Source organism: Blastococcus sp. HT6-4, from assembly GCF_039679125.1.
GTDB lineage: Bacteria > Actinomycetota > Actinomycetes > Mycobacteriales > Geodermatophilaceae > Blastococcus > Blastococcus montanus.
In genome coordinates this window covers 1,393,354-1,420,003 of sequence record NZ_CP155551.1, presented here as the reverse complement: position 1 = coordinate 1,420,003, position 26,650 = coordinate 1,393,354, and the positions used below count along the sequence as shown (strand labels likewise).

The following is a 26,650-nucleotide window of genomic DNA, read 5'->3' as shown; positions in this document are numbered from 1 at the left end:
CGCCTGCTGAGGCGCCCATCCGCACACTCCTGAACGTCCGCGGCTGCCTCCTCCGAGGCAGCCGTTCGTGCTCTCCACGGGTTGACTCGGACGGCGGTCATCTCCCCTGGAGGACCCCGTGCCCCGCCTGCTCCCCCACCTGCTCCACGATCCCGACGCGCAACCCTTCGCCGTCCTGCGACGCGCCGGTGGCGCCGGGGTAGAGGTGCTGACCGGCGACGTCATCGACGTCGAACGGCTCGCCGACATCCCCCTGCCCGAACCGGCCACCGGGTCTCCGGGCCACCGGGTGCTCGCCGCCGTCCCCTACCGCCAGGTGGCCGAGCGCGGCTTCGTCTGTCACGACGACGGCGCGCCGCTGCGTTGCCTGGTGGTGAGCGACGCCGAGGTGCTGACGCTGGAGGAGGCGCTCGACCTGCTGCCCGACGAGGACCCCGGAGTGCACGGTGGTGACTTCAGCGTCGACGACGACGACTACGCCGCCCTGGTCGAGCGCGTGGTGGAGCAGGAGATCGGCCGGGGCGAGGGCGCCAACTTCGTGCTGCGCCGTGACCACGTCTCCACCGCCTCGGCGCCCCCGGCGACCACGGCGCTGAGGGTGCTGCGCCGGCTGCTGATCGGTGAACCGGGCGCCTACTGGGCCTTCGCCCTGCACGCCGGCGACCTCACCATGGTCGGGGCCACCCCGGAGCGCCACGTCAGCTGTGTCGCTGGCGAGGTGGTGATGAACCCGATCAGCGGCACCTACCGCTTCCCGCCGTCGGGCCCGACGGCCGAGGGGCTGCTCGCCTTCCTGGCCGATGACAAGGAGGTCGAGGAGCTCTTCATGGTGGTCGACGAGGAGCTCAAGATGATGAGCCGGGTGTGCTCCCGCGGCGGGCAGGTGGTCGGTCCGCGGTTGCGGCAGATGAGCGCTCTGGCCCACACCGAGTACCTGCTGCGCGGGCACAGCGACCTCGACGTGCGCGACGTGCTGCGCGAGACGATGTTCGCGCCCACCGTCACCGGGTCACCGGTGGAGAACGCCGCCCGGGTGATCGCCCGCCACGAGGTGACCGGCCGCGGCCACTACGCCGGCGTGCTCGCGCTGATCGGACAGGATGACGCCGGGGTACGGACGCTGGACGCACCCATCCTCATCCGGACGGCGTACCTGGAGCCCTCCGGCACGGTGCGGGTGCCGGTCGGGGCGACCCTGGTGCGGCATTCGGACCCGGTCGCCGAGACGGCCGAGACCCACGCGAAGGCGGCCGGCGTGTTGCGCGCCCTGGGCGTGCTGCCCGCGCCGGAGCACCGACCGGTCCCCCTCCTGACCGACCGAACGGGGGTCGCCGAGGCGCTCTCCCGGCGCAACGAGCGCCTCGCCCCCTTCTGGGCGACACCGCAGCACGACCGGCCGGACGCCGCCCTGGCGGGCCGCAGCGCCCTTGTGGTCGACGCCCAGGACGGGTGGACCCAGATGCTGGCGCACCTGCTCCGCCGACTGGGGATGACCGCGAGGGTGCGCCGCTGGGACGCCGTCGCCCCGTACGACGCCGCCGACCTGCTGGTCGCCGGCCCCGGGCCGGGTGACCCGCGCGACCTGGGCGATCCCCGGATCGCCGCCCTCCACGCTCTGGTGCGCCGGCGCCGGGCCAGCGGCCGGCCGCTTCTCGCGGTCTGTCTCAGCCACCAAGTGCTCGCCGCTCAGCTCGGCCTGGCCGTCGAACCGCTGCCGGTGCCGCACCAGGGGACGCAACGCAGCATCGACCTGTACGGCCGACGAGTGCGGGTCGGCTACTACAACACCTTCGCCGCCGTCGCCGCGCCGTCAGGGCTCCCCGGGGTGCTGCTCGCCGCCGAGCCGGGCACCGGGGAGATCCATGCGCTGCGAGGAGAGGGCTTCGCCTCGGTGCAGTTCCACCTGGAGTCCCTGCTGTCCCCTGACGGGTTGGATGTGCTCAGCGGCCTCACGCGGGAACTGCTGCGCGACGTCGCTCCTGACCACGGACGACACCGTCGTGGTCGCGACGGCTAGGCCGGGGAGCGCGTCAGCGCCGACTCCCGCATCCAGTCGAGCACCTCGGCCGCCAGCCGCGCCGGCTCCTGCAGCTGGGGCACGTGCCCCCCGCCGGACCACTCGATGTAGCGCCATGCCGGGTGCCGGCGGGCGATGTCCCGGGCCGCCGCCACGGGGACGAGCCGGTCGCGGTCGCCGTGGACCAGGAGGACGGGCAGCTCGATCGACGCCATGGCCTGCCGGTAGCGGCGCGGATCGGCCAGCACGCGCAGCAGGGAACGGGCCGCGGCGAGGAAGGCGCGGTCCATGCCCTCGACGTCGCGACGCTCCTCCAGCAGGCCGACCGACCGTTCGACCACCTCCGGCGGCACCTGGTCGGGGTCGACCCCGCACAGCGTGAGCATCTCGCGCACCCGGGCGAGCGCCGAGTGGCGCTGCCGCCGCCACAGGAGGAACCGCTCGCCGACGAAGGGCACCGCGTAGAGCACGAAGGTGACCGCGACCAGGGGGTCCAGCGCGCGACGCGGCCCGGGGACGGCGGGGTCGAGCAGCACGAGGCCGGAGACCCCCTCCGGGCGCTCACCGGCCTCGAGGATCGAGATCATCCCGCCCATCGAGTTGCCGACGAGCACCGCCGGCTCCCCCACCACCTCGGTGAGGAACCGGTGCAGCACCGCCACGTTGGCCGTCACGCTGGCCGTCCGGTCGCCGGGCTCGCTGCGGCCGAAGCCGGGCAGGTCGATCGCCCACACCCGTGCGTGCCGGGCGATCAGCGGGGCGAAGAGGTCCCAGTTCAGGTGCGACCCGCCCAGGCCGTGCACGAGCACGACCGCCGGGCCGTCGTCCGGACCGCCGAAGTCGACGAAGTGCACCGGACCGTCGAGGTCCACGGTGCAACTGCGTCCCGGCATGCCGCCGTCGGCCATCGGTTCTCCTCTCGAAGGTGATCGTCCGTACGGTGGCACGTGGTGCCAGCGGGCGCAGTCCGGTCTCCGCCGACACGCCCGATGGAACGCACACGTCCGATATGACCCAGGACACGATTCGGCAACATGTGCCCGCGCGTACCCGACCGGCACGTGTGAGCCAGACCTCATCTTGGTAGAGCCCATCCACCATCGGGCGGCATCCAGGAGGACGACGTGGCACGACAGCAGGGTGACGGTCCCGCACTCCCGCTCTATCTGAGCGAGCCGGGACGGGCGTTCGCCGACTTCGGCCTCTACCTGGCGGCCCGGCCGCTCGCGCAGCGGCTGCCCAAGGGCGACGGGCACCCGGTGCTGGTCCTCCCCGGCCTGCTCGCCGACGACTCCTCCACCCGCGTCCTCCGCGCCACGCTCCGGCGGCTCGACTACCGGGTGCACGGCTGGGGGCTGGGCCGCAACATCGGCCCGACCGCCACCTGCGTCAACGGCCTGCGCGACAAGCTCGACTACCTGCACGGCCGCTACGGCCGCGAGGTGACGGTGATCGGCTGGAGCCTGGGCGGCATCTTCGCCCGCGACCTCGCCCGGCAGTGCCCCGACCAGGTGCGCCAGGTGATCACCCTCGGCAGCCCGTTCCGCATCGAGCGGCACAGCCAGACCCGGGCCACCAAGGCGTTCGACCGCTACGCGCACCTGCACGTGGAGAAGCGCCAGTTCCCGCTGGAGCCCGAGGGCTGCCCGCTGCCGGTGCCCGCGACGTCGATCTACTCGCACTACGACGGCATCGTGCACTGGCAGACCTGCCTGAACCTGCCGGGCGAGCGCTGCGAGAACATCGCCGTGACCGCCAGCCACCTGGGGATCGGGCACCACCCGGCCGCGCTCTGGGCGATCGCCGACCGGCTGGCCCAGCCGGAGGGCACCTGGACGCCGTTCAAGGCGCCGGCCTTCCTCCGCCCCGCCTTCCCCAAGCCGGCCGAGCCCCGCACCGCGGCCGCCGCGGACGTCGGCGCCGCCTGACCGGGCCACTCGAACCATGCGAACTCGTGGCCATCGACGATCGATCGCCACGAGTTCGCATGGTTCGGCTCCCACGCACCGTGGGTCCGGCCGGGCAGCAGGGGTGGGCGCGACAGGGTTCGAACCTGCGACCGCTCGCTTGTAAGGCGAGAGCTCTACCGCTGAGCTACGCGCCCCGCGGGCCCAGGGTATTGCCCCGGGCCCTGTGGCCGGTCGGTGCTCAGGCCGCGAGCTTCGCGACCGCGTCCTTCCACCCGGACTGCTCGCGGGCGTCGCCGGGCCCGTTGACCTCGGCGAAGGCGATGGCGCCCTCTGCGTCGACCAGGAAGGTGCCGCGGACGGCCATGCCGGCCTTCTCGTTGAAGACGCCGTAGGCCTGCGCCGTGGCGCCGTGCGGCCAGAAGTCGGACAGCAGCGGGAAGTCGAAGCCCTCCTGCGCCTTGAACGCCTTGAGGCTGAACACGGGGTCGGTGCTGATCGCCAGCACCTTCACCCCGGCGTCGGTGTAGGCGGCCAGCTCGTCGCGCAGCTGGCACAGCTCACCGGTGCAGATGCCGGAGAAGGCGAACGGGTAGAAGACCAGCAGCACGGGCGTGCCCCGCAGGTCGGCGAGGGAGACGACCTGCTTGTCCTGGTCGGGAAGGCTGAACTCGGGGGCGCGGTCGCCGACGGAGAGCGTCATGCCGCGATCGTGCCGCACCGGCGTGCCGCGCCGCGCGGCGGGTTCAGCGACGGCTGCGTGCGGCCTTCGGCGTGACCAGCCGGATGCCCGACCAGTCCTTGGCCGCCGAGATGCTGCTGGTCTGCGACAAACCCGCCGTCGGCGCCACCTCGGTGACGTCACCGGGCTCGACGTGCCCGGGCCGGCCCGACTTGGGCACCAGCAGCCAGACGACGCCCTCGTCGGCCAGCGAGGTCAGCGCGTCGGTGAGGGCGTCGAACAGGTCGCCGTCGTCCTCGCGCCACCAGAGGACGACGACGTCGGCCACCTCGTCGGTGTCCTCGTCGACCATCTCGCTGCCGGAGGCCTCGATGATCGAGTCGCGCAGGTCCTCGTCGGCGTCCTCGCTCCAGCCGAGCTCCTGCACGACCATGCCCGGCTTGATGCCCAGCCGGGCCGCCATGCCGGCGCTGTCGACGCTCATCCCTGCTGCTCCTCCATAGGTGGTCCTGCTGCTGACCTGATGTGGGGTGGATGGTGCCCTGTCGAGCCGCCGGCCGCGCGGGGACGCGTCACGGGACCACCTGGAGAACGCCGAGCCGGGCGGCAACCGGGCGGGCGCGAGCCTGCGGCGGACACGACCAGCGGGAGAACCACCCGCACCCCGGTCATGTCACCCCTCTCGCTGTCGCCCGGCACGCCCGCCGTCCGGCCGTCGTGGCCGGGCACCGGGGCGGCACCCGTCGTGTCGGGGCGCCGCAGGCGGAAGCGTAGGGCATGACGGGCGGGTCGCACGACTGCGTGCGCGAACCACGACGGTCGTCCTGCCGCGACAGCGCCCGACACGACTTCTTCCGTTGATCGGTCCCAGACGTGACGACGGCGACCCCGGCGGGAGACGATAGGCGCATGAGCGCACCGCAGCAGCCGGACGGCGACCCCGCCCGCGCAGGACAGGCCCGCGCGGTCATCACCGACGGGCTCCCCAGCCAACTGGTCGACACCGACCCCGACGAGACCCAGGAGTGGCTGGAGTCCCTCGACGCCGTCGTCGACCATGCCGGCCGCGGCCGGGCCCGCTATCTCATGCTCCGGATGCTCGAGCGCAGCCGGCAGCAGCAGGTAGGGGTGCCGGCCCTCCGCAGCACCGACTACATCAACACGATCCCGCCCGAGCGCGAGCCCTGGTTCCCCGGCGACGAGCACGCCGAGCGGCGCATTCGCGCCTACATCCGCTGGAACGCCGCGATCATGGTGCACCGCGCCCAGCGGCCCGGGATCGGCGTCGGCGGGCACATCTCCTCCTACGCCTCGTCCGCCTCGCTCTACGAGGTCGGCTTCAACCACTTCTTCCGCGGCAAGGACCACCCCGGCGGCGGCGACCTGATCTGGTTCCAGGGGCACGCCTCCCCCGGCATCTACGCCCGCGCGTTCCTCGAGGGCCGGCTCACCGAGGACCAGATGGACGGCTTCCGCCAGGAGGTCAGCCACCCCGGCGGCGGGCTGTCGTCCTACCCGCACCCGCGGCTGATGCCCGAGTTCTGGGAGTTCCCGACCGTCTCGATGGGGCTCGGCCCGCTCAACGCCATCTACCAGGCCCGGTTCAACCGCTACCTGCACGCGCGCGGGGTCAAGGACACCTCCGACCAGCACGTGTGGGCCTTCCTCGGCGACGGCGAGATGGACGAGCCCGAGTCGCTCGGCGCCATCGGCCTGGCCGCGCGCGAGGAGCTCGACAACCTCACCTTCGTCATCAACTGCAACCTGCAGCGGCTCGACGGCCCGGTCCGCGGCAACGGCAAGGTGATCCAGGAGCTGGAGTCGTTCTTCCGCGGCGCCGGCTGGAACGTCATCAAGGTGATCTGGGGCCGCGGCTGGGACAAGCTGCTGGCCGCCGACCGCGACGGCGCGCTGGTCAACCTGATGAACCAGACGCCCGACGGCGACTACCAGACCTACAAGGCCGAGGACGGCGCCTTCGTCCGCGAGCACTTCTTCGGCAAGGACCCCCGCACCCGCAAGCTCGTCGAGGGGATGAGCGACAAGGAGGTCTGGGACCTCGCCCGCGGTGGCCACGACTACCGCAAGGTCTACGCCGCCTACAAGGCCGCGGTGGAGCACAAGGGCCAGCCCACGGTCATCCTCGCCAAGACCATCAAGGGCTGGACGCTGGGCAGCCACTTCGAGGGCCGCAACTCCACGCACCAGATGAAGAAGCTGACCGCTGAGGACCTCGCCGCCTTCCGCGACCGGCTCTACCTGGACATCCCCGACTCGGCGCTGGACAAGACGCTGCCGCCCTACTACAAGCCCGACCCCGACTCCGACGAGATGCAGTACATGCTCGAGCGGCGCCGGGCCCTCGGCGGGGCGGTGCCGCGCCGGCGGTCGGAGTTCAAGACGCTCAAGGCGCCCGACGACAAGGCCCTGGACGTCCTGCGCCGCGGGTCGGGGAAGCAGGAGGTGGCGACGACGATGGCGTTCGTCCGCCTGCTGAAGGAGTTGCTCAAGGACTCCGAGCTCGGGCCCCGCTTCGTGCCGATCATCCCGGACGAGGCCCGCACCTTCGGGATGGACAGCCTCTTCCCGACGCAGAAGATCTACAACCCGGCCGGCCAGCGCTACACCTCTGTCGACCGCGAGCTGATGCTCACCTACAAGGAGTCCGAGCAGGGCCAGATCCTGCACGAGGGCATCAACGAGGCCGGCTCCACGGCGTCCTTCACGGCCGCCGCGACGTCGTACGCGACGCACGGCGAGCCGATGATCCCGATCTACATCTTCTACTCGATGTTCGGGTTCCAGCGGACCGCCGACTCGATCTGGGCGGCCGCCGACCAGATGAGCCGCGGTTTCCTGCTGGGGGCCACCGCCGGACGGACGACGCTCAACGGCGAGGGGCTGCAGCACGAGGACGGCCACTCGCTGCTGCTGGCGCACACGAACCCGGCGGTGGTGTCCTACGACCCGGCGTTCTCCTACGAGGTCGCGCACATCACCCGCGACGCCCTCGTGCGCATGTACGGCGAGGACCCGGGCGCCCCGCTGGGCGGCTCCCGCTCCCCCGACGTCATGTACTACCTGACGGTCTACAACGAGCCGTTCAGCCAGCCGGCCGAGCCGGAGGACCTGGACGTGCAGGGCCTGCTGGCCGGCATGTACCGCTACGCCGAGGGCCCGCGGGCCGACGACGGCGCGGCCGGCGAGGTCAAGGCGCAGGTGCTCGCGTCCGGCGTCGCCGTGCCGTGGGCGCTGCGGGCCCAGGAACTGCTGGCCCAGGACTGGGGCGTGAGCGCCGACGTCTGGTCGGTGACGTCGTGGAACGAGCTGCGCCGGCAGGCCGACGAGTGCGCGGAGTGGAACCTCCTGCACCCCGAGGAGGAGCCGCGCACCCCGTACGTCACCTCTCGCCTGCAGGAGACCGTGGGCCCGGTCGTGGCCGTGTCGGACTGGATGCGGGCGGTGCCCGACCTGATCGCGCCGTACGTGCCCGGTGGCATGTCGACGCTCGGCACCGACGGGTTCGGGCTCTCCGACACCCGCCCGGCACTTCGCCGGCACTTCCACGTCGACGCGGAGTCGATCGTGGTGCGCACGCTGGCGTCGCTGGCCGACGAGGGCCAGGTCGAGCGCTCGGTCGTCCGGCAGGCGGTGGAGAAGTACCAGGTCCGCGACGTGCAGGCCGCGCCGGCCGACGACCGGTCCGACCCCAGCCCCGCGACCTGAGAACGGGGGCCGGCGGCGCAGACCCCCCTGCGCCGCCGGCCTCCGCTCAGCCCTCCGGGGCCTGCCGGTGGCGCCGGAGGAGTTCGGCGTAGACGTGCGCGCTGTCCTTGAGCGTGCGCTGCTGGGTCGCGTAGTCCACGTGCACCAGCCCGAAGCGCTGGGCGTACCCCCGCGCCCACTCGTAGTTGTCCAGCAGCGACCAGGCGAAGTACCCCCGGACGTCGGCGCCGCCGTCGATCGCGGTGGTGACCGCCTCGAGGTGCCGGAGCAGGTACTCGGTGCGCTCGGGATCGTGCACGGCGCCGTCGGCGGAGACCGCGTCGTCCCAGGCGGAGCCGTTCTCGGTCACCACCAGCGGCAGCCCGGGCGCCCGCTCGTGCAGCCACAGCAGCAGCCGGGTGAACGCCCCGGGGCTCACCCCCCAGCCCATGGTCGTGGTCGGGCCCTGGGGCTCCAGCTCCACGACGTCCTCCCCGCCGATGAAGGACGTCGGCCGGTCCGCCGGCCGGACGCCGACCTGCACGGTCGACTCGAAGTAGTAGTTCACGCCCAGCCAGTCCAGCGGCGTGGCGATGACCTCCAGGTCCCCGTCCCGCACCGGGAGCGGCGCCCCCGCCGCGGCCAGGTCGGCGACGACGTCCTCGGGGTAGGCCCCGTGCACGACCGGCTCGAGGAACATCCGGTTCTGCTGCCCGTCCAGCCGCCGTGCCGCGTCGACGTCGGCGGGCCGGTCGGTGGCCGGCGTCATGGGCGTGAAATTGAGCGTGATGCCGAGGCTCTCGGCGCCCTCGTCGCGCAGCAGGCGGGCGGCCAGTCCGTGGCCCAGCAGCAGGTGGTGCGTCGCCCGGGACGCCGCGACGGCGTCGCGCAGGCCCGGCGCGTGCTGCCCGGACATGTGGCCCAGGAGCGCGCTGCACATCGGCTCGTTGAGCGTGGACCAGTGCCGCACCCGGTCGCCCAGGGCGTCGTACACCGTGCCCGCGTAGTCGGCGAAGCGGGCGGCGGTGTCCCGGGCGCTCCAGCCCCCGCGGTCCTGCAGCGCCTGCGGCAGGTCCCAGTGGTACAGCGTGAGCCAGGGGTCGACGCCCTGCGCCAGCAGTTCGTCGACCAGCCGGCTGTAGAAGTCCAGCCCGCGCTGCTCGACCCGGCCGGCTCCCTCGGGCAGCACCCGCGACCACGCGACGGAGAACCGGTAGGCCGACAGGCCCAGGTCCGCCATGAGCGCCACGTCGTCGCGGTACCGGGCGTAGTGCTCGACGGCGACGTCCCCGGTGTGCCCCTGGAAGGTCCGGCCCGGCGTGTGGCTGAAGGTGTCCCAGATCGACGGCCCCCGGCCGTCGACGCCGACGGCGCCCTCGATCTGGTAGGCGGCGGTGGCGGCGCCGAAGGTGAAGCCGGGCGGGAAGGTCAGCCCGCCGGTGAGGTCCGGTCGGATGTCGGTCGAGGTCATGGGCGCACGTCTCCTGGGCGAGAGGGGGGAGGGATGGGGCGGGGACGCCGGCGGGGTGCCGGCGGGAGCGACGGGGACGGCGGCGGGGTCAGTCGACGCGCGCCTGCGAGACCGGGTCGAAGACGTGCAGAGCGTGTCCCGGGACGCGCAGCCGGACGGTCTGCCCGACGGCCGGCGCCTGCCGCGGCTCGGTGCGCACCACGACGTCGGAGGAGTGCAGCCGGCCGTGGGCGTCCTCGCCCGCCGGCGTGGTGTGGAGGAAGGCGTCCGAGCCCAGCTGCTCGACGACGTCGACCACGACCGGGATCCCCTCCCCCGGGCCGGCGAGCTCCAGGCACTCGGGGCGGAACCCGACGGTCACCCGACCCGTCCCGGCCGACGCCCGCGCCAGCCGGTCGCGGGGTACCGGCAGCACCGCCGTCCCGAGCCGGACCCCGCCGTCGACGACGTCGCCGGTCAGGATGTTCATCGCCGGGGAGCCGATGAAGCCGGCGACGAAGACGTTGGCCGGGCGGTCGTAGAGCGTCGCCGGGGTGTCGCACTGCAGCAGCAGGCCGTCCTTGAGGACCGCGACCCGGTCGCCCATCGTCATGGCCTCCACCTGGTCGTGGGTGACGTAGACGGTGGTGGTGCCCAGCCGGCGCACCAGCGCGGCGATCTGGGTGCGGGTCTGCACCCGCAGCTTCGCGTCGAGGTTGGACAGCGGCTCGTCCATCAGGAACACCTGCGGCTTGCGCACGATCGCCCGGCCCATCGCCACCCGCTGCCGCTGGCCGCCCGACAGCGCCTTCGGCCGGCGCTGCAGGTAGTCCTCGAGATCGAGGATCGTGGCCGCGTCGGCCACGCGCCGGGCGATCTCGGCCTTGGGGACGCCGGACAGCTTGAGCGCGAAGCCCATGTTCTGCTCGACGGTCATGTGCGGGTAGAGGGCGTAGCTCTGGAACACCATCGCGATGTCGCGGTCCTTGGGCGGCTGGTCGGTGACGTCGCGCTCGCCGATCAGCACCGAGCCGGAGTCGACCTCCTCGAGGCCGGCCAGCATGCGCAGCGACGTCGACTTGCCGCAGCCGGACGGGCCGACGAGGACCAGGAACTCGCCGTCGGCGATGTCGAGGTCGAGGGCGTCGACGGCGGGCCGCTCGGTGCGGGGGTAGGCCCGGGTCGCCTGGGCGAAGGTCACGCTGGCCATGGGAGAGACCTCTTTCGGGAGGGACGGGCGCGCTGGGACCGGTCGTGCGGGGTGGCTCGTACGAGGGGCGCCGTCATCCCTTCACCGCGCCCTGCATGATCCCGCCGACGATCTGCTTGCCGAGGACGGCGAAGACGACGAGGACGGGCACGGTGCCGAGCAGGGTGCCGGCCATGATCACCGAGCGCTGCGGGACGTAGCCGGAGCCGAGCCCGGCGAGCGCGACCTGGACGGTCGGGTTGCTGTTGGTCAGCGCGATGATCGGCCAGAAGAACTCGTTCCAGGCGGTGAGGAACGTCAGCATCGCCAGGACCGCCATCGCCGGCCGGGCGGCCGGGAGCACGATGGACCGGAAGACGCGGAAGGTCGAGGCGCCGTCCACGCGCCCGGCCTCGAGCAGCTCGTCGGGCAGGGCGGAGACGAGGTACTGGCGCATGAAGAACACGCCGAACGCGCTGACCAGGGTGGGCAGGATGACCGCCTGGAGGTGGTTCACCCACTGCAGCTCGGCGATCATCATGAACAGCGGGATGACGGCCAGCTGGGTCGGCACCATCATCGTGCCGACGACGAGCGCGAGGAGCAGGCCGCGGCCGCGGAACCGCAGCTTGGCGAAGGCGAACCCGGCCAGCGTGCAGAACAGCACGGTGCCGACGGTGATGCTGCCGGCCACGATGACCGAGTTGAGGATCGCCAGCCCGATCGGCGCCTCCTCCAGGGCCCGGCCCATGTTCTCGAACAGGCTGGCGTCGGGCAGGAACGGCGGCGGGGTGGCGGCGATCTCGGCGTTGGTGTGCGAGCCGGCCACCAGGGTCCAGTACAGCGGGAAGATCGACACCAGCGCCGACAGCGTCAGCAGCGTGTAGGCCACCGGGCCGGCCGAGGCCGACTTCCCGCCCCGGCCCCTGCGCCGACGCACGGGGGCCCGGGGCGGTTCGGTCGGCGCCGACCTGCCGGGGAGTGTGAGGGTCGCCATGACGGGCTCCTACCGGTCGGCCCGGGCGCGGAGCCGGCCGACGACGGCGGCAGCCCCCACGATCACCAGGATGATCAGGAACATGGCCCAGGCGGTCGCGGCGGCCTGGCCGATGTGGAAGTTGCTCCAGCCCTGCTGGTACATCAGCAGTCCGAGCGTCTGGTACTGGTTCGACGTCCCGCCGTTGGTCGTGCCGTTGCCGCTGAACAGCAGTGGCTCGCCGAACAGCTGCACCGCCCCGATCGTCGAGACGATGACGGTGAACAGGATCGTCGGGCGCAGGGCGGGGATCGTGACGTGCAGGAACTGCCGCCACCGGCTGGCCCCGTCCATCTCCGCGGCCTCGTAGAGCTCACCGGGGATGGACTGCATCGCCGCCAGGTAGATCAGGGCGTTGTAGCCGGTCCACCGCCAGGTGACGATGGTGGCGATGGCGAGCTGGCTGGTCCAGGTGCCGCCCTCCCAGTCGATCCGCTCCAGGCCGACGCCCTCGAGGACGGCGTTGATGAGGCCGTAGTCGCGGCCGAAGATCTGGGCGAAGACCAGGGTGGCCGCCGCGATGCTGGTCGCGTAGGGCATCAGCATCACGGTGCGGAAGAACGTGCGGTGCCGGAGCTTGTAGTTGAGCAGGTGCGCCAGCCCCAGGGCCATGCACAGCTGGGGCACCGTCGCCAGGATCCCGATGGTCAGGGTGTTCCGGGCGGCGTTCCAGAAGAACTCGCTCTGCAGCAGGTTGCGGTAGTTCTCCAGCCCGACCCACGTGCCGCCGTCGATGTTCGACAGGCTCGTCTCGTGCAGCGAGACCCAGGCGGTGTAGAGGAACGGGAAGAGGCTGAAGCACCCGAAGACGAGGAAGAAGGGCGCCACGTAGGCGTAGCCCCAGCGGTTCCTCGTGAGCCGGGTGCGCCGGCGGGCCGGCGGGGTGGTCGTCGGGGGCGCGACCACGGGCGCGGCGATCAGCGCTTCGCGGGGTCCGGAGCTCGCGATGGTCATGGGCTGTCCTCAGCGGGGGTGGCGGACGGCTGACAGGGGTGGTCCGGGACCGGGGCAGGTGCCCGGGAGCGGGACGCGCTCCCGGGCACCGCGTCCGGCCGGCGGTCAGCCGCCGGTGACCTGCTCGACGCTCGCCATCGCGTCCTCGAACGCCTCGTCCGGGCTCACACCCTGCGTGGCCACGTTCGTGAGCGCCGTGGTGAACGCCTCCTGGATCTGCGTGTCGTACCGACCGATCGGCGTGCGGCGGATGTTCTCGGCCGACTCGCCGAAGATCTGCCCGATGGGTGCGCCGCTGAAGTACTCGCTCGTGGCGTCGGCGACCTCCGGGTCCTCCGCGGCCTCCGAGCTGGACGGGAAGTGCGCCTCGCGGGTGAACATCTTGATCTGCTGCTCCGGCGCAGTCAGCCACTCGACCAGGGCCATCGCCGCTTCCTTGTCGTCGCTGCTCTCGGGGACGCCGAGCCACGAACCGCCCCAGTTGCCGCCCTGGCCGGGCAGCGGGGCGATGTCCCACTTCCCGGCGCCGTCCTCGCCGACCTGCGAGGTGATGTAGCCGAGCATCCAGGCGGGGCAGGCGATGGTGGCGAAGGCGCCGTTGGCGAAGGCGGAGTTCCACTCGTCCCCGAACTGGCTCAGCCCGGCGGTGAGGTCCTCGGCCGCGGCCTCGCTCGCGTGCTCCCAGGCGTTCTCGACGCCGTCACTGGACTCCGGGGCGGGGTTGCCGTCCTCGTCGTTGTAGGCCAGCTCGCCCTGGTACACCGCGGCGGAGAACACACTGGCCGGGCTGTCCACGAACGCGCTGCCCGCGGGCTTGGTGGGCGAGTCCTGGTACCTGCGACCGACGTCGAGGTAGCCCTCCCAGTCCGACCAGAGCTCTCCGAGCTCCTCGCGGTCGGTGGGCAGGCCGGCCGCCTCGAAGAGGTCCCTGCGGAAGCACATCGCCTGCGGGCCGGCGTCGGTGCCGAGGCCGACCACGCGGCCGTCCTCGGTCATGGCCTGCTCGTACTTCCAGTCGTAGAACGTCTCGCGCACCTCGTCGGCGTTCTCGGCCTGACCGAAGTCGGCGAACGCGTCGGCGTGGTTCTGCACGATGTCGGAGACGAAGCCGATCTCGATGCCCTGGACGTCCTCCAGCCCCGACCCGGCGGCCAGGCGGGTCTGCAGCGCCCGGTAGTAGTCGGCCGACTTCTCGACCGACGTCTCCTTGATCGTGACGTTCGGGTGCAGGTCCATGTACTCGTCGTAGAGGCCGGCCTCCTGGAACCCGAACGTGCCGAACAGGCCCACCGTCAGCGTGACGGGGGCGTCGGGGTCGTACGGCGCGTCGTCGTCGCTGGCGGCCGACCCCCCGCACGCGCCGGTCAGCAGTGCGACGGCGAGCGCCGCCGACGCCGCCTTGCCCTTCCCGGACAGAGACATCGCAGACCTCCTGGGGTCCTCGGCCGCACCCGCTGGGAGATGGGGTATCGGCGCCGGTGTGAGAACGCTCTCACGGCTGGTGGGCGAAACAGTGGTCCCCATCACACCAACCTGTCAAGGGGTCTCGTGGAAACGCTTCCACGGCGTTACCGTGGACGAGCCGCCACCGCCCCTCCGGGCCCGTCCCCGCGGCCGCCGACCTCCCGAGGAGTGCCCATGACGACCACCGGCGCACGGCCCGCGACGCCCACGCTCGACGAGGTGGCCGTGCTCGCCGGGGTCTCCCGGGCGACGGTGTCGCGGGTCATCAACGACTCGCCGCGGGTCAGCGAGGAGGCGCGGCTGGCGGTGCAGACCGCCGTCGAGACGCTGCGGTACGTGCCCAACCGCATGGCCCGCAGCCTGGTCACCCGGCGCACCGACACGATCGCCCTGGTGCTGTCGGAGTCCAACACCCAGGTCTTCTCCGACCCGTTCTTCGCCAGCATCGTCCGCGGGCTCTCCGACCGGCTGGCCGACACCGACCTGAACCTGGTCCTGCTCGCGGCCCGCGGACAGCGGGAGCAGGAGAAGATCGGCCGGTACGTGCGGCAGGGGCACGTCGACGGCGTGATCCTCATGTCGCTGCACAGCGACGACCTGCTGCCGGGCATCCTGGCCGGCGCGCATGTTCCGCTGGTCCTGTCCGGCCGGCCGCTCGACGACCGGCCGGCCGCCTACGTCGACGCGGACAACACCGGCGGCGCCGCCGTCGCCACCCGGCACCTGCTCTCGCTCGGGCGCTCCCGCGTCGCCACCATCACCGGGCCGCTGGACATGGTGGCCGGCCTCGACCGGCTCGCCGGGTACCGGACGGCACTGGCCGACGCCGGACGGGACGCCGGGCCGAAACTGGTCGCCGAGGGGGACTTCACCGAGGCCGGCGGGATGCGGGCGATGACCCGGCTGCTGGCCGAGGCCCCCGAGCTGGACGCCGTGTTCGTCGCCTCCGACCCGATGGCCGTGGGCGCCCTGCAGGTGCTGCGGGCCGCCGGCCGCCGGGTGCCCGAGGACGTCGCGGTCGTGGGGTTCGACGACGCGGCGGTGGCCCGGGCCTGCGACCCGCCGCTCACGACCGTCGCGCAGCCGCTCGGCGAGATGACCGGGCTGATGGTCGACCTGCTGCTGGACCAGATCGAGGCCGGCGAGCGGACCGTCGAGACCCGCGTCTGCCCCACCTCGCTCGTCCGGCGGGCCTCGGCCTGACCCGAGAGCCTTCGCCCGCCCCCTCCAGGCATAGGAGGCTATGCATACGGAATCGCGCCGAAAACCGTATGCATAGCCTCCTATGCCGAGGTGGACGAGCCCTGGGCGGACAGGGCCTGCAGCGCCATCTGCGCGTAGAGGGCGACCCCGGCCGGGAGCGGCTCCTCGTCGAACACGACCAGATTCGAGTGGTTGGGTGGGGCGCCGGCCGGATCCACCCCGGGAGGGCAGGCGCCGAGCCAGGCCATGACACCCGGCACCCGCTGCAGCACGTAGGAGAAGTCCTCGGCGCCCATGAGCGGTGCCGGCATGGGCACGCTGGCCTGCGGCCCGAGCAGCTCGGCCGCCGACCGGAGCACCAGGGTGGCCATGCCGGGGTCGTTCATCGTGACCGGGTAGCCCTCGAAGTGCTGCCAGTCCAGGCCCATCTCGTGCGCGGCCGCGACGTGGGTCGCCACCCGCTGCACGGAGGCGACGACGTCGGCGCGCCGCGCGGGCGAGAGGGTGCGGATCGTCCCCTCGAGCACCGCCGTGTCGGGGATGACGTTGTTGGTCGACCCCGCTTCGATGTGGGCGACGGTGACCACCGCGGGGTCGAAGACGTCGACCCGGCGGGTGACCATCGCCTGCAGCGCCAGCACGATCTCCGCCGCCACCGGGATCGGGTCGGCCGCCGCGTGCGGCTCGGAGGCGTGCCCGCCCCGGCCGTGCAGGGTCATCCGCCACTGGTCGGCCGCCGCCATGATCGGCCCGGGTCGCACGTTCACGCTGCCGCTGGGCATGGTGGCGGAGACGTGCAGGGCGAACGCGCCGCTCACCGGCGCCTCCGGGACGACGTCGAGCAGCCCCTCGTCGAGCATGTAGCGCGCCCCGTGGAAACCCTCCTCCCCCGGCTGCACCATGAAGACGACCTGCCCGGCCAGCTCGTCGCGGCGCGCCGCCAGCAACCGCGCCGCCCCCACGAGCATCGCGACGTGGGTGTCGTGGCCGCAGGCGTGCATCGCGCCGGGGACCTGCGAGGCGAACGGCAGGCCGGTGTCCTCGTGCACCGGCAGGGCGTCCATGTCACCGCGCAGCAGGAACGTGGGCCCGGGCCGGGCACCGCGCAGCACACCGACGACGGAGCTCGTCGTCGTCCCGGTGATCACCTCGATCGGCAGCTCGGCGAACGCCTCGAGCACCGTGGCCTGGGTGCGTGGCAGCTGCAGTCCGATCTCCGGGTGGCGGTGCAGCTGACGGCGCAGCTCGATGGTGCGGTCGGCGTCGGAGTACGCGGCGGCGAGCAGGTCGGAGGAGCTGATCGGCATGCCCCCACTCTGCCCGTCACGCGGGGGGCGCACCCGTTCTCCGCGATGACGGGAGCCGGTCCTCCGCCCAGCTCGGCCGGCCGCCGTCGACCCGCCAGACCAGCACTGTCACCGGCACCGGGGGCCGTACCGGCCCCGATCCGGCGCGGTGCACGCCGGAGCCGTCCGCGACGAGCACCACGCCCGGCGGCGGCGTCAGCTCGTCGCCCGGACCCGCCCGGCCCACCCACAGGGCGGCGTCCGCCCGGGCCAGGTCGATCCAGCCGCCGGCCGCCCGGTGCACCTCGTGGGCCGCGGGCGCCGACGGGTGCGCGCTGCGCAGGTAGCACTGCAGCACCCGCGCGCCCCCGGCGCCGGCCACCTCGTCGTGGGCCAGCCCCGCACCGGCGCGCAGGACCGCGACGTCACCGGCGGCCAGCGCCGCCCCGGCACCCCAGCGATGGGTGAGCGTCCCGGCCAGGACGACGGCGACGACGTCGACCGACCGGTGCTCGTGCTCGCCGTATCCGGCACCGGCGGCCAGCCGGTCGTCGGCGATCCGCAGCACCGGCCCGAGCGAGCCGTCGTCGGGGGCCGCGACCACCCGGGAGTCCAGGCCGGCGCCGCCGACCGGGGGAACGTCCACCGCTCCACTGTCCCCGACGCAGGGGCGGCGTGACACGCTGACCCGGTGAGCGGGGTGAGCAACCGCCCGCCGAGCGAGGCCACGCTGCGGCGGCTGGAGCGGGCGTCGGGGTCGCTGGCCACGCAGGCCGTGGCCCGGATGGACGACGACCTGCCGTGGTTCCGCGCGATGCCGGCCGACCAGCGCTCCTGGGTCACCCTGGTCGCCCAGGCCGGCATCGCCTCGCTCGTCGAGTGGTGCCGCAACCCCGGCCGGCCACCCCGGCTCACCGGCGAGGTCTTCGGCGCCGCCCCGCGGGAGCTCGTCCGCGCCGTGGCGCTCAAGCAGACGGTCGACCTGGTCAAGGTGACCGTCGAGGTGATGGAGGAACGGGTCACCTCGGTGGCCGCGCCCGGTGACGAGGACACGCTGCGCCTCGCGGTCCTGCAGTTCAGCCGTGAGGTGGCCTTCGCGACGGCGCACGTCTACGCCGCCTTCGCGGAGAACCGGGGCGCCTGGGACGCCCGGCTGGAGGCGCTCGTCGTCGACGCGCTGGTGCGTGGGGAGCGGTCCGAGGAGCTGTCCGGCCGCGCCGCGGCGCTGGGCTGGGCGGCCGCCACCCCCGCGGTCGTGCTGGTCGGGGCCACCCCGACCGGCGTCGACGACCCGCACGGGGCCGTCCGCCGGGCCGCCCGCGGCCTCCGCTGCGACGTCCTGGTCGGCGTCCACGCCGAGCAGCTGGTCGTCGTCCTCGGCGGCGCGGGCGACCTCGAGGCCGTCGCGGACCGGGTCAGCGACGAGTTCGGCGACGGCCCGGTCGTGACCGGGCCGGTCGTGGACGGCCTGGGCCGGGCGGCGGTCTCGGCGGCGGCGGCGCTCGCCGGCCTGCGCGCCGCGCGCGCCTGGCCGGAGGCGCCCCGCCCGGTCGCCGCGGACGCACTGCTGGCCGAGCGCGCGCTCGACGGCGACCCACTGGCCCGGGCGGCGCTGCAGGAGCAGGTGGCCGCACCGTTGCGCGGGGCCGGCGGCGGGGTGCTGGAGACGGTCCGGGCCGTGCTCGCCAGCGGGGGCAACCTGGAGGCCAGCGCGCGGGCGATCTTCGTCCACCCCAACACGGTGCGGTACCGGCTCAGGCGAGCGGCCGAGCTGACCGGCCTGTCGGCGACCGATCCGCGCGGCAGCTGGACCCTGCAGGTGGCCCTCGCACTGGCCGCACTGGACCGCGAACGCTCGCTCTGGCACTGAGGCGCCGGCTACCACAGACGTACGGTTCCCACGAGCGGACAGCTGCGCGAGTCGGCGTTTACCTGCATGTGTTGGAGGGTTCCCACAAAGATCACCGGTCTCCTTTCGTACCCCAGCCCACCGCGGCCGGAGCCGATCACTGGCACGGTGAACACGTGCTCGCCGTCCTCGCCCCGGGTCAGGGTGCGCAGAAGCCCGGGATGCTGACCGACTGGCTGGACCTCCCCGGCGCGGAACCGTTCTTCCGCTGGGCCGGTGCGATCGCCGGTGCCGACCTGCTCTCCCTCGGCACGACGGGCGACGCCGAGGCGATCAAGGACACCGCCGTCACCCAGCCGCTCGTGGTCGCGATGAGCCTCTTCGTCGCCCGCGAGCTCGGTGGTCTGCCGGGCCCGGTGGCCCACACGCCGCACACCGGTCGGGACGTCGTCATCACCGGCCACAGCGTCGGCGAGCTGACCGCCGCCGCGCTGGCCGGGGTCCTCTCGGTCGAGGCGGCGATCGCGCTGACCGCCGTCCGCGGCCGGGCGATGGCCGCCGCCTGCGCCCGGACGCCCACCGGGATGTCCGCCGTCCTGGGCGGCGATCCCGACGAGGTGCTGACCGCCCTCGAGCGGCACGGCCTGACCCCGGCCAACATGAACGGCGGCGGGCAGGTCGTGGCCGCCGGACCCCTGGACGGCCTGGCGGCGCTCAAGGCCGAGCCCCCCGCCAAGGCGCGGATCATGCCGCTGTCGGTCGCCGGCGCGTTCCACACCGGCTACATGGCTCCGGCGCGCGAGGAGCTCGAGGGCCTCGTCGGCGGGCTCCGGCCGGCCGATCCCAGCCGGCTGCTGCTGTCCAACGCCGACGGCGCCGCCGTCGACTCCGGCGCCGAGGCGCTGTCCCGGCTGGTCAGCCAGGTGACCAGCCCGGTGCGGTTCGACGCCTGTCTGGCCACCCTGCGGGACCTCGGCGTCACCGCGGTGCTCGAGCTGCCGCCGGCCGGCGCGCTCGCCGGGCTGGCCAAGCGGGAGTGGAAGGGATCCGGCATCGAGGTGCTGGCCATCAGCAGCCCGGCCGACCTGACCCGCGCCCGGGAGCTCATCGACGCCGAGCGGGGCCGGGCCGAGGCCGAGCACCTGCCCGACTGGCGGATGGTGGTGGCCCCGGCGCGCGGCACGGTCAGCCCCGCCGAGGTCGCGGAGGGCACCCACCTGCCCGCGGGCACGTTCCTGGGGTGCATCCGCGGCCGGCGCGAGGAGGTCAACGTGTCCGCCGGGTACGACGGCGTGCTGGCCGAGTGGCTCGTCCATGAGGGCGACCTCGTCGACGCCGGCGACCCGATCGCCCGGCTCTACCCGGAGGTGACCGCGTGACCCCGATCAAGCTGGACAAGGGCGCGCCGGGGGCGCGGATCCTCGGCTTGGGGAGCTACCGGCCCCGCCGGCGGGTGACCAACCACGAGCTCGCCGAGCGGATGGAGACCAACGACGAGTGGATCCAGGCGCGGGTCGGGATCGCCGAGCGTCGCTGGGCCGAGCCCGACGAGACGCTGGTGGAGATGTCGGTCGCGGCCGGCGGCAAGGCGCTGGCCGCCAGCGGCCTGGACGCCGGCGACATCGATCTCGTGCTGCTCGCGACCACCAGCCCGCCGAAGGCGATCCCCGGGCTCGCGCCGCGGATCGCCCACCAGCTCGGGGTGCCCCGGCCCGGGGCCTTCGACGTCAACGCCGGCTGCGCCGGCTGGTGCTACGCGCTCAGCGCCGCCGCCGACGCGATCCGCAGCGGGACGGCGCGCAACGCGCTCGTCATCGGCGGGGAGCGGCTCACCGACTACACGAACCTCGACGACCGGTCGACGGCGGTGATCTTCGCCGACGGCGCAGGGGCCGCGGTCGTCAGCGCCTCCGACGAACCGGCCATCGGCCCGGCCGTGTGGGGCAGCGACGGCGACCTGCACGAGGCGATCGCCATCCCCCCGGACGAGACCGGCATGAGCATGGCCGGCCAGGCGGTGTACCGGTGGGCGACGACGAAGCTCACCGACACCCTGGTCGAGGCGATGGACCGTGCGGGGGTGGGCCCCGACGACATCGACGTCTTCGCGCCGCACCAGGCCAACCTGCGGATCATCGAGCTGATGGCCAAGCGGCTGAAGCTGCCGGAGCGGACCGTCATCGCCCGCGACGTCGTGCGCTCGGGCAACACCTCCTCGGCGTCGGTCCCGCTCGCCCTCGCGGCCCTGCTCGAGACCGGCGAGGCCAAGAGCGGCGACGTCGCCCTGCTGCTGGGCTACGGGGCGGGCCTGACCTTCGCCGGCCAGGTCGTCGTCCTGCCGTGAGCGCCACCACCCAAGATCCCCGGGACACCGTGTCCCGGACGTCGGCGGGCACCGCCCGCCCCATCCGAGAGAGAGGACCCGCGTGAGCACCCAGGAGATCCAGTCCGGTCTGGCCGAGATCCTGGAGGAGGTCGCCGGGGTGGCACCCGCCGACGCCACCCCGGAGAAGTCCTTCACCGACGACCTCGACGTCGACTCGCTGTCGATGGTCGAGATCGCCACCGCCGTCGAGGACAAGTTCGGCGTCGCCATCCCCGACGACCAGCTGGCCAACATCAAGACGGTCGGCGACGCGATCACCTTCATCGAGAAGAACCAGGGCTGACCCAGCGGGTCCCGCCGGCCGACCGCCGGCGGGACCCGCTCCGCCCCGATCCGGCCCCACCCCCGGCCGACGCCCGCAGAGGAGACCCCATGAGCAGCCCGTCCACCACCGACGTCGTCGTCACCGGCCTCGGTGCCACCACGCCGCTCGGCGGCGACGTGGCCACCACCTGGGAGGCCCTCCTCGCCGGCCGCTCCGGCGTCAGCCGGATCACCGACGACTGGGTCAAGGAGTTCCCGGCGCAGCTGGTCGCCCGCCTCGCGGCCGACCCCGCCGAGCAGATCGACCGGGTGCGCGCCCGCCGCCTGGACCGCAGCCAGCAGGTCGCGGTGATCGCCGCCGAGCAGGCGTGGGCCGACTCGGGGGCCGCCGACTCCGGCGTCGACCCCGTGCGGATCGCGGTGGTGTTCGGCACCGGCATCGGCGGTGCGCTCACCCTGCTCGGCCAGGACGACGTCCTGGAGGCGAAGGGCCCCAAGCGGGTCTCGCCGTTCACCATCCCGATGCTCATGCCCAACGGGCCGGCCGCCGCGGTCGGCCTGGCCGTCGGCGCCAGGGGCGGCGTGCACGCGCCGGTCAGCGCCTGCGCATCCGGCGCCGAGGCCATCCGCTGGGGGCTGGACCTCCTGCGGTTCGACCGCGCCGACATCGTCCTGGTCGGCGGCGCCGAGGCCTGCGTCCACCCCCTGCCGATGGCCGGCTTCGCCGCCATGCGGGCGATGTCCACCCGCAACGACGAGCCCGAGCGCGCCTCGCGGCCGTTCGACAAGAGCCGCGACGGGTTCGTGCTGGGCGAGGGCGCCGCCGCGCTGGTGCTCGAGCGCGCCGACTCGGCCGCCGCCCGGGGGGCCCGCGTGCACGCCCGGGTGGCCGGCGCCGGCGCCACCGCCGACGGCTACGACCTGGTCGCCCCGCACCCGGAGGGCGAGGGCGCGGGCCGGGCGATCACCGCCGCGCTCCGCGACGCCGACCTCTCCCCCGCCGACATCGGCCACGTCAACGCGCACGCCACCTCCACCCCGGTCGGCGACACCGCCGAGGCCGCGGCGATCCGCTCCTCCCTCGGCGAGCACGTGCTGGTCAGCGCCACCAAGAGCCAGACCGGCCACCTGCTCGGCGCCGCCGGCGCGCTGGAGTCGGTGTTCGCCATCCTCGCGCTGCGCGAGCAGATCGTCCCCGCGACGGCCAACCTCGACGACCCCGACGACGACCCCGCCGTACAGGCCCTGGACATCGTCCGCCGCGAGCCGCGCCGGGCCACGCTCCGCGCGGCCGTCAACGACTCCTTCGGCTTCGGCGGGCACAACATCGCGCTGGTCTTCACGACCGCCTGAGCGCACCACCCCGGCCCCGGCCCGCACCACCTGAGGAGACGCCGTGACGACCGTCCAGGCCGCACCGACGCTGCCCACCCCCGACCCCCGCGACCCGGAGGACCGCCTCCGGCGGTTCTTCGACGCGGCGTCGATGCAGCAGCTCGGCCCGCGCGACGACTCCGGGGTGCTCGCCGCCCGCGGCACCGTCTCCGGCAGCCCGGCGATCGCCTTCTGCACCGACGCCACGGTCATGGGCGGCGCCATGGGCGTCGACGGCTGCCGGCACATCGTCGACGCGATCGACACCGCCCTGCGGGAGCACGTCCCGGTCGTCGGCATCTGGCACTCCGGCGGAGCGCGGTTGGCCGAGGGCGTCACGGCGCTGCACGCGGTCGGGGAGGTCTTCGCCGCCATGGTGCGGGCCTCCGGCCGGGTGCCGCAGATCTCGGTGGTGCTCGGACCGGCCGCCGGTGGCGCCGCCTACGGCCCGGCGCTCACCGACCTGGTGATCATGGGCCCCGCCGGCCGGGTCTTCGTGACCGGCCCGGAGGTCGTCCGCTCGGTCACCGGTGAGAACGTCGACATGGAGAGCCTGGGCGGCCCGGACACCCACGGGCGGCGCAGCGGCGTGGTGCACGTGGTCACCGAGTCCGAGGCCACCGCCCTGGAGACCGCCCGGCTCGCCGTCGACCTGCTGGCCGCCCAGGGCAGGTTCGCCCCGGCCGCGGAGGAGCGCAGCCTCGACCTCGGCGCGTTCCTGCCCGAGCAGACCAACCGTGCCTACGACGTCAAGCCGCTCGTCTCCGCGGTGCTGGACGAGCCCGGTCTGGAGCTGCACCCGCGCTTCGCACCCAACGTCGTCACCACCCTCGGCCGGCTGGCCGGGCGGACGGTCGGCGTCATCGCCAACAACCCGCTGCGGCTGGGGGGCTGCCTGGACTCCGCGTCGGCGGAGAAGGCGGCCCGGTTCGTGCGCATGTGCGACGCGTTCGGCGTCCCGCTGGTCGTGCTGGTCGACGTCCCCGGCTACCTGCCGGGCGTCGGGCAGGAGTGGGACGGCGTCGTGCGCCGCGGGGCCAAGCTGCTGCACGCGTTCGCCGAGGCCGTTGTCCCGCGGGTGACGCTCGTGACGCGGAAGTCCTACGGCGGCGCCTACATCGCCATGAACTCCCGCTCGCTCGGCGCGACCGCCGTGTTCGCGTGGCCGGGCGCGGAGGTGGCGGTCATGGGCGCGAAGGCGGCCGTCGGCATCCTGCACCGCAAGAAGCTCGCCGCCGCCCCTCCCGGGGAGCGGGAGGCGCTGCACGCGCAGCTGGCCGAGGAGCACGAGCGGATCGCCGGCGGGGTGAACCGGGCGCTGCAGATCGGCGTCGTCGACGAGGTGGTGGAGCCGGCCCGCACCCGGCAGCGGCTGATCGAGGCGCTGGCGGCGGCCCCGCTCGGCCGGGGCGCGCACGGCAACATCCCGCTCTGACCGCCCCGGCCGCCCGGCCGGTGGCGGGCGACCTCACGCACCACGTGGGAGGTCGTCCGGGCGCCGCTTCCCCGACGGCGCCCGGACGACCGGTTCCAGGCTACGACGCCTTCCGGGCCGGGCCCGGAGTGTCGTGTTCGGATCGTGATCCGGAGGTCCCCGCGCGGCCGCCCACGAGGGCGGGCGCAGCGGGCCTCCTGCTGCTCGACCGGTGAGCTACACGACCTGGTGGAGCCAGGTGACCGGGCTACCGTCGCCGGCGTGCCGGTAGACCTCGAGATCGGCGTCCCAGGCCGCGCCGAGCAGCTGGTCGACCCCGTGCCGGAACGCCTCGATGGAGCTCGCGGTGGCCGCCAGGTGGCGCAGCTGCTGCTCGGTGACGATGAGGTCGCCGTTGGCGCTCGTCGGCGCCCGGAAAACCCCGTGCCCGGGCACGTAGGACATCCGCTCGCCGTCGTTGCCGTGACTGGCTTCCTCGGTGACCTCGAAGCGCAGCATCGGCCACGCGCGCAGCGCAGCGACCAGCTTGGCGCCGGTACCGGGGGCACCGGTCCATGCCACTTCAGCACGGTAGGAACCGTGCGCGGCGGGCTGGTCAGCCCATGACAGGGAGACCGGCGCGCCGACGACGCGTTCCAGCGCCCACTCGACGTGCTGGCAGAGCGCCTTCGGGCACGCGTGCACGAAGACGACACCCTGGGTAGACCGTCGCTGCACGGGGCACCTCCATCGACTCGATCGGTCTCGTCTTCCCCTACGGACCCATCGATTCGGTGACGCGCCGTGTTCGGCAGTGTCGGAGCAGGGCTCCCGCGACAAGTTTGCACGATGGGGACCCGATCGCGCCAGCCCGGATGCGACCCGTGGGACGAAAGTGGTTGTTGATCACCGACACGGCGCCTTGTCCCTGGTCAGCGGCCATACCACGGCCATGGAGTCGGCGTCTACCCGGTCCACCCCTCCCCCTGGGATCCGGCGACCGGCGGCTGCGCCCGCCACACGGGACGGCGGGGCACCCGGCACCTCGACCCGAGACGTTCGTCACACACGGTAACCAGCCCACCGGCCACCGAGGGGGCGAAGTGCTGGGCCACCTGCGCTGCCGCGCCGACCGGCAGTCACGCTTCGTGTCCGAGGTGCGACGCCGAGTGGCTCATCGGGCGCCTGCCGTCAGCCCCCGACCGCGCTCACCCGATCGCCACCACCGCTCTTGGCCCGGTACATGGCGACGTCGGCCCGGTGCAGGAGGTCCTCCACCTCGTCGCCCGGCTCGATCTCCGCCACGCCCACGCTCGCGGTGACCCGGTACCGGGTGCCGGTGAGCGCGACCGCCGCCCGCAACCGCTCGGCGAGCGCCTCGGCGGAGAAGCCGGCGGTCACGTCGGCCAGGACGCCGAACTCGTCGCCTCCCAGCCGGGCGACGGTGTCGGTCTCGCGGACCGCCCCACCCAGCGCCGTGGCGACGGCGCTGAGCAACGCGTCGCCCGCGGCGTGCCCGCCGGCGTCGTTGACCGTCGTGAAGCCGTCGAGGTCGACCAGGCACAGGACCGACTGGTGGCCCCAGGCCGCGGCGTCGACCGCGGCGGACACGCGCTCGCGGAAGAGCCGCCGGTTGGGGGCCCCGGTGAGCGCATCGGTGGACGCGAGCAGCTCCTGGGTGCGGATCAGGAGCACGTGGCGGTCGTAGGCGGCCCACGAGTTGGCCGACGACATCGCGCAGACCACCGTGAAGACGCCCGTGATCGCCGCGAAGAAGAGTCCGCCGGCGCTGAGCCCCGGCAGGTCGACCAGCAGCAGGTGGCCGACGGTGATCAGGCTGCCCATGGCCACGACGCCCTGGGGCGGGTACGCGACGGCCGTGTAGGCGAGGACCAGGAACACGAGCGCGTCGAGCGGGCTGCCGGCACCACCGTCGAGGCGCGTGGCGATGATCACGACGGCGGCGGAGGCGAGGGTCCATGCGTAGAACAGCGTGGGGCCGCGCCAGTCGCGCATCATCGCCGCCAGCGGGAGCAGCAGGATCGCCGGCGTGCAGACGAGCACCACCGTCGCGAGGGCCAGCAGCGCCCGGTCCCGGGCGGCGAGGCCGTCGGTCAGCAGGACGTGGGCCGTCACCGCCAGGGCCGCCAACTCCGTGAGGAGCACCCCGATCCGCACGTGCCGGACCCAGTAGGTGACGCGGGCGTCGTCCCCGGCGAGAGGACGGTACAGACCGTTCCGGACACCGGTCAGCGCGCGGCGCAGGAAGCCCGAGGACGGCCGCTCGGACGGCGCGGGACTGCCCGCTCGGCGGTCGTGTGCCGCTCGCTCGATCACAGGGAGGCGATCGGCGCGCCCCGTCGGCTGCTTGACGCCGTCCTCACCCCGGGGGGTGAGGACGGACGCCCCCTGCCCCGCCGGGGTGCGACGGTGGCCATGCCTGCCCGGACCGGGGGCCGGGTAGGGGCGT

22 protein-coding genes and 1 tRNA gene are annotated in these 26,650 nt (G+C 73.7%); 10 read left to right on the top strand and 13 right to left on the bottom strand.

Translation table 11 applies throughout. The annotated features are described in order from the left end of the window. The first annotated feature begins 118 nt into the window (after positions 1-118). Positions 119-2,017 (top strand): anthranilate synthase family protein, encoded by a 1,899-nt coding sequence (locus tag ABDB74_RS06960; protein ID WP_346622802.1) that lies wholly within the window; start codon positions 119-121, stop codon positions 2,015-2,017. Here ABDB74_RS06960 and ABDB74_RS06955 read toward each other — a convergent pair. Beyond that, positions 2,014-2,925 carry an alpha/beta hydrolase gene (locus ABDB74_RS06955; RefSeq protein ID WP_346622801.1) on the bottom strand — a complete coding sequence of 304 codons (912 nt, stop codon included), beginning with the start codon at positions 2,923-2,925 and terminating at the stop codon, positions 2,014-2,016. The two genes, ABDB74_RS06960 and ABDB74_RS06955, sit on opposite strands and share 4 nt — an antisense overlap. Positions 2,926-3,141: 216 nt before the next feature. Here ABDB74_RS06955 and ABDB74_RS06950 point away from each other — a divergent pair, with 216 nt between their 5' ends. Beyond that, a complete protein-coding gene (locus tag ABDB74_RS06950) occupies positions 3,142-3,945 on the top strand; it encodes an alpha/beta hydrolase (RefSeq protein WP_346622800.1) in 804 nt (267 codons plus the stop codon). Between the two features lie 104 nt (positions 3,946-4,049). Here ABDB74_RS06950 and ABDB74_RS06945 read toward each other — a convergent pair. The 3 genes from ABDB74_RS06945 to ABDB74_RS06935 all read right to left on the bottom strand — a co-directional run bounded on the left by ABDB74_RS06945 (position 4,050) and on the right by ABDB74_RS06935 (position 5,090). Continuing rightward, positions 4,050-4,121 (bottom strand) — tRNA-Val (locus ABDB74_RS06945). A 44-nt stretch (positions 4,122-4,165) separates the two neighbouring features. Further along, positions 4,166-4,627, bottom strand: coding sequence for a peroxiredoxin (locus tag ABDB74_RS06940; RefSeq protein WP_346622799.1), 462 nt, complete (start codon positions 4,625-4,627; stop codon positions 4,166-4,168). Between the two features lie 43 nt (positions 4,628-4,670). Further along, positions 4,671-5,090 (bottom strand): DUF3052 domain-containing protein, encoded by a 420-nt coding sequence (locus tag ABDB74_RS06935; RefSeq protein WP_135145054.1) that lies wholly within the window; start codon positions 5,088-5,090, stop codon positions 4,671-4,673. Between the two features lie 425 nt (positions 5,091-5,515). Here ABDB74_RS06935 and aceE point away from each other — a divergent pair, with 425 nt between their 5' ends. Continuing rightward, a complete protein-coding gene (gene aceE, locus ABDB74_RS06930; RefSeq protein ID WP_346622798.1) occupies positions 5,516-8,332 on the top strand; it encodes a pyruvate dehydrogenase (acetyl-transferring), homodimeric type in 2,817 nt (938 codons plus the stop codon). Between the two features lie 46 nt (positions 8,333-8,378). Here aceE and ABDB74_RS06925 read toward each other — a convergent pair whose 3' ends face one another. From ABDB74_RS06925 to ABDB74_RS06905, 5 genes are all read right to left on the bottom strand, one after another. Further along, a complete protein-coding gene (locus ABDB74_RS06925) occupies positions 8,379-9,782 on the bottom strand; it encodes a GH1 family beta-glucosidase (protein WP_346622796.1) in 1,404 nt (467 codons plus the stop codon). Between the two features lie 88 nt (positions 9,783-9,870). Next, a complete protein-coding gene (locus ABDB74_RS06920; protein WP_346622795.1) occupies positions 9,871-10,971 on the bottom strand; it encodes a sn-glycerol-3-phosphate ABC transporter ATP-binding protein UgpC in 1,101 nt (366 codons plus the stop codon). Positions 10,972-11,044: 73 nt separating this feature from the next. Continuing rightward, positions 11,045-11,947 carry a carbohydrate ABC transporter permease gene (locus tag ABDB74_RS06915; RefSeq protein ID WP_346622793.1) on the bottom strand — a complete coding sequence of 301 codons (903 nt, stop codon included), beginning with the start codon at positions 11,945-11,947 and terminating at the stop codon, positions 11,045-11,047. Between the two features lie 9 nt (positions 11,948-11,956). Next, entirely contained in the window at positions 11,957-12,940 is a 984-nt protein-coding gene (locus tag ABDB74_RS06910; RefSeq protein WP_346622791.1) for a sugar ABC transporter permease, read from the bottom strand. 105 nt (positions 12,941-13,045) lie between these two features. Next, positions 13,046-14,362, bottom strand: a complete 1,317-nt coding sequence (locus ABDB74_RS06905; protein ID WP_346622789.1) for an extracellular solute-binding protein — start codon at positions 14,360-14,362, stop codon at positions 13,046-13,048. A gap of 216 nt (positions 14,363-14,578) precedes the next feature. Between ABDB74_RS06905 and ABDB74_RS06900 the strand changes: the two genes are divergently transcribed. Then, complete coding sequence (locus ABDB74_RS06900) at positions 14,579-15,607, top strand: LacI family DNA-binding transcriptional regulator (protein ID WP_346622788.1); 1,029 nt, start codon at positions 14,579-14,581, stop codon at positions 15,605-15,607. 80 nt (positions 15,608-15,687) lie between these two features. Here ABDB74_RS06900 and ABDB74_RS06895 read toward each other — a convergent pair whose 3' ends face one another. Together ABDB74_RS06895 and ABDB74_RS06890 are read right to left on the bottom strand one after the other, a co-directional pair. After that, the gene (locus ABDB74_RS06895) at positions 15,688-16,914 is read right to left on the bottom strand and encodes a M20 family metallopeptidase (RefSeq protein ID WP_346622786.1); all 1,227 of its coding nucleotides are present in this window, start codon (positions 16,912-16,914) and stop codon (positions 15,688-15,690) included. A gap of 16 nt (positions 16,915-16,930) precedes the next feature. Beyond that, the gene (locus ABDB74_RS06890; protein ID WP_346622785.1) at positions 16,931-17,539 is read right to left on the bottom strand and encodes a pirin family protein; all 609 of its coding nucleotides are present in this window, start codon (positions 17,537-17,539) and stop codon (positions 16,931-16,933) included. Between the two features lie 45 nt (positions 17,540-17,584). Between ABDB74_RS06890 and ABDB74_RS06885 the strand changes: the two genes are divergently transcribed. The 6 genes from ABDB74_RS06885 (at position 17,585) to ABDB74_RS06860 (ending at position 24,201) form a co-directional block, all read left to right on the top strand. Beyond that, positions 17,585-18,763 carry a helix-turn-helix domain-containing protein gene (locus ABDB74_RS06885; protein ID WP_346622783.1) on the top strand — a complete coding sequence of 393 codons (1,179 nt, stop codon included), beginning with the start codon at positions 17,585-17,587 and terminating at the stop codon, positions 18,761-18,763. A 155-nt stretch (positions 18,764-18,918) separates the two neighbouring features. Next, positions 18,919-20,121, top strand: coding sequence for an acyltransferase domain-containing protein (locus tag ABDB74_RS06880; RefSeq protein WP_346622781.1), 1,203 nt, complete (start codon positions 18,919-18,921; stop codon positions 20,119-20,121). Further along, a complete protein-coding gene (locus ABDB74_RS06875) occupies positions 20,118-21,086 on the top strand; it encodes a beta-ketoacyl-ACP synthase III (protein ID WP_346622779.1) in 969 nt (322 codons plus the stop codon). The genes ABDB74_RS06880 and ABDB74_RS06875 overlap by 4 nt, the downstream gene beginning before the upstream one ends. Before the next feature lie 82 nt (positions 21,087-21,168). After that, positions 21,169-21,411 carry an acyl carrier protein gene (locus ABDB74_RS06870; protein ID WP_346622777.1) on the top strand — a complete coding sequence of 81 codons (243 nt, stop codon included), beginning with the start codon at positions 21,169-21,171 and terminating at the stop codon, positions 21,409-21,411. An 89-nt stretch (positions 21,412-21,500) separates the two neighbouring features. After that, positions 21,501-22,745, top strand: a complete 1,245-nt coding sequence (locus ABDB74_RS06865; protein ID WP_346622775.1) for a beta-ketoacyl-[acyl-carrier-protein] synthase family protein — start codon at positions 21,501-21,503, stop codon at positions 22,743-22,745. A gap of 43 nt (positions 22,746-22,788) precedes the next feature. After that, positions 22,789-24,201 (top strand): carboxyl transferase domain-containing protein, encoded by a 1,413-nt coding sequence (locus ABDB74_RS06860; protein ID WP_346622773.1) that lies wholly within the window; start codon positions 22,789-22,791, stop codon positions 24,199-24,201. A 216-nt stretch (positions 24,202-24,417) separates the two neighbouring features. Here the strand turns inward: ABDB74_RS06860 and ABDB74_RS06855 are convergent, their stop codons facing one another. Both ABDB74_RS06855 and ABDB74_RS06850 read right to left on the bottom strand, forming a co-directional pair. Then, the gene (locus tag ABDB74_RS06855; RefSeq protein WP_346622772.1) at positions 24,418-24,918 is read right to left on the bottom strand and encodes a DUF3145 domain-containing protein; all 501 of its coding nucleotides are present in this window, start codon (positions 24,916-24,918) and stop codon (positions 24,418-24,420) included. Positions 24,919-25,371: 453 nt separating this feature from the next. Next, the gene (locus tag ABDB74_RS06850; protein ID WP_346622770.1) at positions 25,372-26,517 is read right to left on the bottom strand and encodes a GGDEF domain-containing protein; all 1,146 of its coding nucleotides are present in this window, start codon (positions 26,515-26,517) and stop codon (positions 25,372-25,374) included. Between the last annotated feature and the right edge of the window lie 133 nt (positions 26,518-26,650).